Raw genomic sequence first — 10,183 nt, 5'->3', positions numbered from 1 at the left:
CAAAAGTCGCCGTCGCCAGGAAGGGCGTAAGATTCTGGAGCATGTGCCTCAGTATAATCTCGAAAGCGGCGAAGATAAACCGGTCACAGCAGCACGAAAGTTTATTCAAGTTAAAGGGATAGTTCCACCCGCTTTGCTACTCGTGAAGCGAAACGAACATACCACAGACCGTTATTTCTGGGCAGAAAAAGGATTATTTGGTGCTCAATACGTCGAAGAAAATCATTTTCTATTTCCCAGTCTGCGGCTACTCGACTCCCATGTAGAAAAGCCTGCTGTTGCGGTTCCTAGTCGCTGAGGTTTCTTCGGCAAAACTGGATCACAGGCACTCTAACTTAGCCCTACTCAAACTTTTTCGCTTGAGTAGGGTTAATATTTTGGTGATTCGTAATTATTAGTAGGGAGATTGAGGGCAATAACCCCACTAACCACTAACCAAGAACTACCAAAAGATTTCCCATCTCCTAGTTGGTGAAGCCTTTATGCCAAGGGCTTGAGTTTTAGAGCTTGTTGAAGCTCTTGCAATTCATCACGATGAGCTGTGACCGTAATGAGACTTTGCAGACTAGTATCTTGAGTGGGTACTGCTTCCACTTTTAGACAAACTTGCTCACTGCGCCCTGCCTTTTTCCAATAAAAAACTCCAGCAGCGGGTGCTAGGAGAACAAGGGCAAAAAAAAGATAACTGAGCGTTGGGTACAGCAACGAGAGAACCAGCGATAAACAAAGAATTCCACAAGCGGCGAGCAACGTTAAAAAGATGGCTAGAAACCAACTTGGTCGAACAAACCCCTGGAAGGTAACTTGATGAGTTGCAGCATCGACGGCTGCTACCCGGTAGGCTCTCTGGTCAAAATATTGCTGTAACTGAGTTAGCAGCGATTCTTCGGGTTCTTGGGCAATCAATCGCACTTGTTCGGTTCGGTCTTTGACGGAAGCTCGGATGAAGAAAAATAAACCTACCGCCAACAACAGCGTCAGCAGGAATGTCGAAGAAAGAATGGTTGTATTCACTGATTCTTGATTAAGACATGTATCATTATGCTCCTACTTTACAATTTGTGACGCCTTGTTGGTCAGCCATTGCCAACACGACAGCACGCTAGTGCCGATGCGCCGAAGGAATCTCACACTAATGGCAGTGCGCGACACTATGGCACGCTGAGCTCTTAGAGAGCTGCTGACGTGTGAAGCGAAGCTACTCGAAGGAAGGAGAGCACCCGGCTGACGCCCGATGGCGTTGTGCGCTATACTCGCTTTTTCGCTGCGCAGCTACCGCTTGCGCATCACACTGCGTTTGGCTTCATCTATCGCGCCCCGGTTCTTTACTGTTACGAGACGCTGGCGCTAACACCTAGTCGGCGTCTTCCCTGGCTAGCCCATAGTTGATAGAGCTTTCTCAAGCGAGGAAGGTTTCGGAGGAAGTTAAATGCACATGGCGCACCCTAGCTGGCACAGTTATTTTCTAGGCATTGATATGCCTGGAAGAGCCTGACTCTTCTTTCCCTGGTTCTGAGGGGTGCCTACCCTAAGGTAAATCTCTTCCTCGCCTGCTGCCCTGCTCTAACCACTTCTTCAACAAAGGTGTTGAAGCCGCTACATGGCTTTGCTTTCGGTTCTCATGTAACTTCGCCAAAAATTGGCAAGCTCATGCGCTTGGTCTCGCCATTCTGGGCGGATTTGATACATCCTGCGGGGGCGTCCTCGTCCTTCTACTTTTTTCCAGTACCCTGAGATGGCTCCTGAATCTTCTAGAAACTTGAGTGCACTGTAGAGGACGGTATCAGAGAGTCGATAGGTTGGGTGCTCCTGTTCTAATTGTTGGATCAGTTGTGTTCCATAGGATTCCCCTTGCAATAAAACGGACAGAACGTAGCATACGGCTAATTCTTTGTTGAGATAGTTGGGAGGAGGGTCTCGAAAAAACTGATAGATATCCTCAAATTTCATCTGCATAGCTCGCTGTATATCCCAGCCAACCGGATTTGAATGGGAGAGTTTTCCTGAAACTAACGGTGGTTTCGATACCCCTGAAAACTCACACATGCACACGCATGTCTGGCAAAAACGAGCAATTTCAGCCGATTAATTGCCCTCGCACTTTATAACAAAGCCTGGAGGAGCCTGTAATTCACTCGTTGATGCGGTAATTAATAGATGCAACCCAGCGGAATAATCACCATCAATTTTAGCGAAGTCGCTAAAAGCCCCTGCTGAAAGCACTTGAGCGATGCTCAAGGTGTTTGGCACGGTAGGCATTCTCCTTCCCTTCCAAACCTAAGTTGGCCTAAGGTTGAAAGTATTATTCTTTTCTACTGACTTATGGGTGTATATTCCGCATACTTTTGTTTTGCATTACTTTACCCAGTCAAGTTAGTGAAGGGATAGGTCGTAAAGACGTGAGCCGTTTTCCTACGCCAAACATTAATTATTCTACTGGAAATCGAACGACGTAAATCGCCGTAGCGTCTCTAGTGCCAGGCAATGAGCAGACGTTACCCGATTGCTCAGAATTTATTAAGTGATGTAAACCTCGACTAGAAAGAGGTGATTCCCTCGGGTTGGGGAAATGGCATAGCTTTCCCACTAGCCTCTGTGGAATCGCTACGCTAAGACCTCTTCCCGATACAGTATCTACACCAGTGGAGGTACATCCTAGGGGAAGCGACCAGCACCTTCCTGTAGGATTTTGGATAAACTCCAGGGACTTGAAGGCGGCAGTGGTATAAATAGACCCCGTTGTAAGCCTTTGATGTCTTCGCTTTGGTTCAATCCGTCCCAAGAACCACTCAATTTGTTTGGAACCTTCCAAAACCCTTGCGTCTAACAAAAATCTAAACCTCTTTATAACTACACACTCACTTCAGAATCGGCCTGCCAAACTTCCTTGACAATTTTGCCGGTTTGATCGAATTGCACCTCGTAAGACATGGATAAGACCACGATCGCTCCCCGACTGGACTTAGCGGTGATTTGAATTTCCGCTTCAACACGGCGATCGTGTTGCTTTTGTTTGATCACCCGGAAGTTCTTAATCTGGTATTGCTCGAAGAATTCCAACCAGGCTTGGTAAATTGATTGACCCTGGTAAACTTTGTCCAGATCTAACACCCCATAAGAGCGCTCTAAAACAGCTCCATCGCTGTATCGGCTAGCTAAAAGCTCTGGATTTTCCGCTGCGATCGCCTCCCAATGGTTTTGTGCTGCTGATAGAGGAGTAGTCCCGACACTGCTTCTGTATAGTGACAAAGTCAAGACCAAGCCCATAGCACAAGCTATGTAGGATAAATGCTGCTTTAAAGTGGGTCTTACACGCTCCATTGTTCTGTTCCTCTTCGATCAGGCTGCGAAGAAATGGGGAGCCACAGGAGGCGTTGGGGTTGCTGTCCCATGCCTGTACTTGATTAACCAGACGAGTAGATTGAGTTAAAAGTTCGCGAAATTTGACGCTTTTTGTCTGAAATCAGCAATCTCTTCGGTTTGGTAGCCATCCTATAGGCACCCTAATCAGAGCTAGCTGCAAGAGCCGCTTTTAGAGAATGGCAAAAAGCAAGTCGTGAGTCAGGGACACTCTTAAAGATGTGCTAACGGTTCGCTATTCCAAGGCAGGAGGTTGGACAATTTCAGATAACCCTGGCGTATTGAAGCTGCCAAACCACTCAAGCAAGGAGACAGCGCTGCCCTACAGTCAGAGAACTGGCTGATCACCAATTCAAGGCTTTGCTTCGTTAGCCGACCCCAGTGTAATACGGGTGTATGACGCGTCTTACTTTCTGTGAATCTTACTTGCAGATAATTAAGATCAGCAACGAAGTCAAGAATAATTTATCAATTCTTTACAAAATACCAGAAAAAGGGTTACAGAAGTTCTCAGGAGTCTGAAGATGACCTGAGAGAAATCCGACAAGGGTACGCAAGTGTTGCTTGTGATGTGGGCTGGGCATCTTAACCCTTCCAGGCTTTTCCACTTCCACAACGAGCTGATTCCATCAATTACGGGGGATGGCTATAGGAACGAGAAACCGACCCGACCTACATTTAGTCAGTTGTCGCGAGAAAATACAATGAAGTTAGGTTATCACTCAAGGTTCCAGCCCCGATGCGAGAAAAGCCAGACACGTCTTCAATCCCTCCCGCTGCTCAGCGAATTGTCTTTACACTCCGCACCATCGGCTGGATTTCCTTCGGGCTCCAAGTCGTTTTAGGCGTCGTTTCAGCCATTATTTTGCTGGTTTCTGTAGCCTTTAACACAAATACAAAGACTCAAGGCGGTACCCAGGGAACCGGATTCGGAATCTTTTTTGCGATTTGTGGTCTGGTAGCGCTGGGTATCGGTGCTTTTTTTGCATTCCGTTACACTCGCATTTCTAAACAGCTGCTAGAGACTGGGCGACCGAGTAAAGCAGAGACATTGCAAGCAATCAGGCTGGGACTGATTGTCAATTTGGTGGGAATGTTGGTGACTATTTTAGGAGCGCAAGCCGTAGTGGGTAGCGTCCTCACCAAGTCTTTGTCCCAGCAAGGAGCCGTGCTTGACCCCAGTCGCTATGTGCAACCCTTAGATTTATTTGTCGTACAGGGGAACGTCAACACCATTACGGCTCATTTTGCGGGTATTGTGGCTTCGCTGTGGCTGTTCAATCGAGTGAGCAAGTGACATTCTCCTAGAAATCAAGGTTGAAGGGGAATCGGTTACAGCAGATTGGACGTTGAAAGTAAACTGTGGCAGATTGGGTAAATTACGTCGATCGCGCTCCTCTTGTATCCTGTAGAGTGGCACTATTTAATTAATCCAGCTCTTAGCAGGTCTTCAAGGACTACTAAGAGCAAAGAATATGTGCCATGTATGCGATCGCGTCCGGTATGTAGAGAAAGTCTGTGCTTGACCTAAAGCAAATTCGAGAAAATCCCCAAACAGTCCAAGAGCTACTGGATCAGCGTGGTGCTGGTCAGTATGACCTCCAGCCCATTATCGAGTTGAATCAGCGCCAACGGGAACTGGAAACCTCCCGAACTCAGTTGCAAGCCCGTAGCAACGAAATTGGCAAACAGATGGGTCAAAAAATCAAAGCGGGAACCCCTGCGGACGCACCCGAACTGCAAGCGTTACGGGACGAAGGGAACCAAGTCAAAGCCTCACTGAGTGAACTGGAACCTCAGGAAAAAGTCCTGAAATCCCAGATAGAATCCCTCTTACTTGCCCTCCCTAACTTGCCGAGTGAATCCACGCCCATTGGTAAGAGTGAAGAGGAAAACGTAGAAGTGCGCCGTTGGGGTGACGAATACATTCCACCCCAAGATGCCAAGATTCTCCCTCATTGGGAAATTGGTGAAAAGCTCGGCATTCTCAACTTTGAGCGGGCAGTGAAAGTGGCTCAAAGCCGCTTTGTTAGCTTAGTGGGTGCTGGTGCAGCTTTGGAAAGAGCACTGATTAGCTTTATGCTCGACCGGCAGACAGCCAGTGGTTATGTAGAAGTTATACCCCCGATTCTGATCAACACCCAGTCTCTAACCGCGACTGGTCAGTTACCTAAATTTGCCGAAGAAAGCTTCAAGTGCGACAGTGATGATTTATGGCTAGCGCCTACGGCTGAAGTTCCATTAACGAATCTTTACCGAGATGAAGTCTTAGAGGCATCCCAGCTACCCATTTATCATTGTGCCTATACTCCCTGCTTTCGCCGCGAAGCCGGAAGCTACGGGCGAGATACCAAGGGGCTGATTCGATTGCATCAGTTTAATAAAGTAGAGCTGGTAAAACTGGTTCATCCCAGTACGTCTTACGAGGAACTCGAAAAACTCGTACAGAATGCGGCAGAGATTTTGGAAGCCTTAAAGTTGCCCTATCGGGTTGTGGCACTGTGTACCGGTGATATTGGCTTTTCCTCTGCCAAAACTTATGATTTGGAAGTTTGGCTGCCCTCCTCTGGAAAGTATCGTGAGATTTCTAGTTGCTCTAATTGCACAGACTTCCAAGCACGAAGGGGTAATATTCGCTTTAAAGAAGCAGGGAAAAAAGGGACTCAGTTCGTCCATACTCTGAATGGCTCAGGCTTAGCTGTAGGCCGCACAATGTCAGCGGTTCTGGAGAATTATCAGCAACCGGATGGAACGGTCAAAATTCCGGAAGTGCTGCAACCGTATCTAGGCAGAGAAGTTTTGTAAGACCCAGGAAGCAGGCACTCATCTGAAATCAGACCTTACAATGAAAAAACGTAAGTTATTGTTACATTGAAGACCTCTTATGTCAATTTTGGCGGCGATCGCAGTCCTGGCGGTTCTGATTTTAGTCCATGAGCTGGGTCATTTTATGGCAGCTCGTCTCCAAGGAATCTATGCCAATCGTTTCTCCTTAGGTTTTGGGCCGATCCTGTGGAAGTATCAGGGATCACAAACCGAGTATGCCATCCGAGCCTTTCCCTTAGGGGGGTTCGTGGGTTTCCCCGATGATGACCCGGATAGCGAAATTCCTCCGAATGACCCGAATTTACTTCGTAACCGACCGATTTTAGACCGTGCGATCGTAATTAGTGCGGGTGTGATTGCCAATTTGGTGTTTGCTTACTTCCTCCTCGTGGGTCAAGTCGCAACCGTTGGCACCCCGGACTTTACTAACTTTAACTACCAGCCCGGTGTTCTTGTTCCTCAAGTCGTCGCAGAAAGCAGTATCGTGGCGCAAGAGGCGGGAATTAAACCAGGGGATGTGGTTTTATCCGTCAATGGGCAAGAGTTGGGAGCGAACCAGGAAGCTATCACTTACCTGATGAAACAAATTCAACAATCTCCCAACAAACCTCTAAGACTAACGATTCAACGCAACCAAGAAACGCTGCCCATTGCCCTGAGGCCGGAACTCGGTCAAGATGGCAAAGGTAAAATTGGTGTACAGCTAGCCCCGAATGGTGACGTGGTACGTAAGCGTGCCAAAAGTATAGGAGAAGCGTTCAGTAGCGCTGCCGACGAATATCAGCGTGTCGTGATTTTGACGGCGAAAGGCTTTGGTCAACTCATCAGTAACTTTAGCGAAACCGCAGAGCAAGTTTCGGGCCCGGTCAAGATTGTTGAGATTGGAGCCGATATTGCCCGTTCAAATGCTGCAAATCTTTTCCAATTTGCCGCTCTCATTAGCATTAACTTGGCAATCATTAATATCTTACCTTTACCCGCATTGGATGGAGGTCAACTTGTGTTTTTGTTGATTGAGGGAGTGAGGGGTAAGCCCTTGCCGACTGAAGTTCAGCAAAACGTGATGCAAACTGGATTGGTACTATTACTCGGTTTAGGTATTTTCTTGATTATTCGGGATACGGCTAATCTGGCTTGGGTACAAAAGCTATTGCAGTAAAGTTCAATCCGCTGACTGTAGCATTCATCGCTGATTATTTTTGAGGGCTGTCTTATAAAAAAGACAGCCCTTTTGTTATTGCTCACAAATCCAATAAGACTGCTATAGGTAGTAGTGTTGATACCACCGAACGAAGCGATGAATCCCTTCTTCAATGGTTGTAGAGGGCTTAAATCCCACATCTTTCATCAAATCATCCACATCTGCATAAGTGGACAGAACATCCCCAGGCTGCATGGGTAGAAAATTCTTCTCAACTGTTTGGCCTAAAGCCTTTTCAATTACCTCAATAAAGGTCATTAACTCGACAGGACTATTGTTACCAATGTTGTAAAGCTTGTAGGGGGCTTGATTGGTCGATGCTTGAGCAAGATTAGCCGCCTCCTTTGAATTGATTTTGGGAGGTTTATGCATCACTCGCACAACGCCTTCAATCACATCATCAACGTAAGTAAAATCACGCTTCATTTTGCCAAAGTTGTAAACATCGATCGCCTTACCTTCTTGAATGGCTTTCACAAATTTGAAATAAGCCATATCAGGGCGTCCCCAGGGGCCATAAACAGTGAAGAATCGCAACCCTGTCGCGGGTAAATTGTATAAGTGGCTGTATACATGAGCAATTAACTCATTGGCCTTTTTGCTGGCGGCGTAAAGCGAAATCGGATGATCGACATTATCCGTGACGGAAAACGGAACTTTGGTGTTGGCACCGTAGACAGAACTGGAAGAAGCAAAGACAAGGTGTTTGACTTGAGTCTGACGACATCCTTCTAATAAATTGACAAACCCTGACATGTTACTGTCTACGTAAGCAAAGGGATTTTCTAGGGAATAGCGGACTCCGGCTTGAGCAGCGAGGTTGATCACATAATCAAAGCTCTGTTCTGGAAATAGCTGAAGGATGCGATCGCGGTTCACTAAGTCCAGCAATTCAAATGTAAACCTTGCTTGTGGTTGTAGCTGAGCCAAGCGAGCTTTTTTCAATTTGACATCATAGTAATCATTCAGATTGTCAATGCCGTAAACCTCGATATCCTCTGCTAACAAGCGTTGGGTTAAGTGATAGCCAATAAATCCAGCTACTCCAGTGACCAGTACTTTCATCAGGTTTTCACTCCAATCATTAGGACAGATGATAGTTCGGCCTCACAACAATTGAGCTCTGGCAGCACTCGTTGGATTTTGGCTCAAGGGTAGTGGACAATGCTGATTGTGCCGACAGCGAGCTGTAAGCAACAGAACTCATCTGATTTTAGGCCAAATACCTGCTTCAGAATGCACTACTTGGTATAAAAATCACTGTAGGGGTAATATCACTTGGATATTACCCCTACTGCAAAGTTTAAGCTGCACCTTAAGATTCAGGGAGAGTTAGGAATTTACTTGATCACACCCAACAATTGCTGAGACTTACCTATCGTAAGCTGGGGTGCTGTAAACGTTTTCGAGTAAAAGCGATCGCTCTCTTGAGCAATCATCGGCAACGCATGGCGCACTTGAGCCGTAACGGCTACTGTCTTAATATCATAGGTTTGCATTGCCATTTTAGGATACAGACCAATTCCAATAATCGGCACCAGTAGGCAAGCGGTAATAAAGATTTCGCGAGGATTGATATCACCCAGATACTTTTCTAGCTTTAGTTCGGGATTAGCATTTCCATAAAACACTCGGCGTAGCATGGAGAGGAGATAAATCGGGGTGAGGATTAATCCCACGGCTGTCAAGAAAACCATCACGACTTTAAAAGCTGGGTTGTAAGCATCGCTGGTGGTAATCCCCAGGAATATCGACAACTCACCCACAAACCCACTCATTCCTGGCAAAGCCAGAGATGCCATTGAACCAATGGTGAATAGAGCAAACGCTTTGGGCATTGTTTTCGCCATCCCACCCATTTCTTCCATCCACAGGGTGTGTGTGCGATCGTAGGTTACGCCCGACAGGAAGAAGAGCGCGGCAGCAATCAACCCATGAGACAGCATCTGAAGCATCGCACCATTCATTCCCAAGTCATTGAAGCAAGCAATGCCAATGAGAACAAAGCCCATGTGCGAAATTGAAGAGTAAGCCAGCCGACGCTTGAGATTTTCCTGAGCGAAGGCAGTGAAAGCACCATAGACAATGTTGACTACGCCTAAAATCGCTAGTACAGGAGCAAAGTGAATATGGGCATTGGGCAGCATTTCCATGTTCATACGCATCAGCCCATAACCTCCCATCTTCAGCAACACCCCAGCCAAAATCATTGAAATGGGGGCAGACGCTTCGCTGTGAGCATCTGGCAACCAAGTATGTAAGGGGAATATCGGGAGTTTGACACCGAAGGCAATTAAGAAGGCTGTATAAGCTAGTAGTTCAAAAGCGATCGGATAGTGCTTATGCGCTAGCTGTTGCATATCAAAGGTAACGGTATCACCATAGAAGGCCATTGCTAACGCCGCTACTAAGATAAATACTGAGCCTGCTGCTGTATAAAGGATAAACTTGGTTGCTGCATACAGACGCTTTTTGCCGCCCCAGATAGAGATAAGTAGATAAACCGGAACTAGCTCTAGTTCCCAAATTAAGAAGAACAATAGCAAATCCTGAGCTGCAAACACACCGATCTGGGCGCTGTACAGAATCAGGAGAAGGGAATAAAACAGCTTGGGTTTGTGGGTGACTCTCCAGGCGGCAAGGGTAGCCAGGGTTGTGACTAAGCCAGTGAGTACAATCAGCGGCATCGACAAACCATCAACCGCTACTGACCAATTCAATCCCAACTGGGGTATCCAAGGATACGTCTCAACCAGCTGAAATGTGGAGTTTTGTAAGTCGTAGTGACTCCAAAAG

Annotated in this window: 10 protein-coding genes; 4 read left to right on the top strand and 6 right to left on the bottom strand. The window is 46.7% G+C overall.

Annotated features, from left to right (window positions below; genetic code table 11):
- Nucleotides 1-298: DUF3155 domain-containing protein (locus tag V6C93_RS28150; protein WP_333479987.1), on the top strand; the 298-nt coding region annotated here is incomplete at its 5' end.
- A 182-nt stretch (nucleotides 299-480) separates the two neighbouring features.
- Here the strand turns inward: V6C93_RS28150 and V6C93_RS28145 are convergent.
- From V6C93_RS28145 to V6C93_RS28130, 4 genes are all read right to left on the bottom strand, one after another.
- On the bottom strand, nucleotides 481-1,014 hold the full coding sequence (locus V6C93_RS28145) for a cofactor assembly of complex C subunit B (protein ID WP_333479986.1): 534 nt from the start codon (nucleotides 1,012-1,014) through the stop codon (nucleotides 481-483).
- Between the two features lie 582 nt (nucleotides 1,015-1,596).
- On the bottom strand, nucleotides 1,597-1,950 hold the full coding sequence (locus V6C93_RS28140) for a PadR family transcriptional regulator (RefSeq protein WP_349262868.1): 354 nt from the start codon (nucleotides 1,948-1,950) through the stop codon (nucleotides 1,597-1,599).
- Between the two features lie 135 nt (nucleotides 1,951-2,085).
- Entirely contained in the window at nucleotides 2,086-2,259 is a 174-nt protein-coding gene (locus V6C93_RS28135) for a hypothetical protein (protein WP_333479984.1), read from the bottom strand.
- A 591-nt stretch (nucleotides 2,260-2,850) separates the two neighbouring features.
- The gene (locus V6C93_RS28130) at nucleotides 2,851-3,321 is read right to left on the bottom strand and encodes a hypothetical protein (protein ID WP_333479983.1); all 471 of its coding nucleotides are present in this window, start codon (nucleotides 3,319-3,321) and stop codon (nucleotides 2,851-2,853) included.
- 778 nt (nucleotides 3,322-4,099) lie between these two features.
- On the opposite strand from V6C93_RS28130, the gene V6C93_RS28125 reads away from it, so the two are divergent.
- The 3 genes from V6C93_RS28125 to rseP all read left to right on the top strand — a co-directional run bounded on the left by V6C93_RS28125 (nucleotide 4,100) and on the right by rseP (nucleotide 7,345).
- Nucleotides 4,100-4,657, top strand: coding sequence for a DUF3611 family protein (locus tag V6C93_RS28125; RefSeq protein ID WP_333479982.1), 558 nt, complete (start codon nucleotides 4,100-4,102; stop codon nucleotides 4,655-4,657).
- A gap of 221 nt (nucleotides 4,658-4,878) precedes the next feature.
- On the top strand, nucleotides 4,879-6,165 hold the full coding sequence (gene serS / locus V6C93_RS28120; protein WP_333479981.1) for a serine--tRNA ligase: 1,287 nt from the start codon (nucleotides 4,879-4,881) through the stop codon (nucleotides 6,163-6,165).
- 79 nt (nucleotides 6,166-6,244) lie between these two features.
- Complete coding sequence (gene rseP, locus V6C93_RS28115) at nucleotides 6,245-7,345, top strand: RIP metalloprotease RseP (protein ID WP_333479980.1); 1,101 nt, start codon at nucleotides 6,245-6,247, stop codon at nucleotides 7,343-7,345.
- A gap of 102 nt (nucleotides 7,346-7,447) precedes the next feature.
- Here the strand turns inward: rseP and V6C93_RS28110 are convergent, their stop codons facing one another.
- Both V6C93_RS28110 and V6C93_RS28105 read right to left on the bottom strand, forming a co-directional pair.
- A complete protein-coding gene (locus V6C93_RS28110) occupies nucleotides 7,448-8,452 on the bottom strand; it encodes an NAD-dependent epimerase (RefSeq protein WP_333479979.1) in 1,005 nt (334 codons plus the stop codon).
- Between the two features lie 275 nt (nucleotides 8,453-8,727).
- On the bottom strand, nucleotides 8,728-10,183 hold a 1,456-nt coding region (locus tag V6C93_RS28105), incomplete at its 5' end, for an NAD(P)H-quinone oxidoreductase subunit 4 (RefSeq protein WP_333479978.1).

Origin of the sequence: Allocoleopsis sp. (genome assembly GCF_036703385.1) — a bacterium.
Taxonomy (GTDB): Bacteria; Cyanobacteriota; Cyanobacteriia; order Cyanobacteriales; family Coleofasciculaceae; genus Allocoleopsis.
Note: the sequence above shows the minus strand (reverse complement) of the source record. Positions and strands in the feature narration are given on the sequence as shown.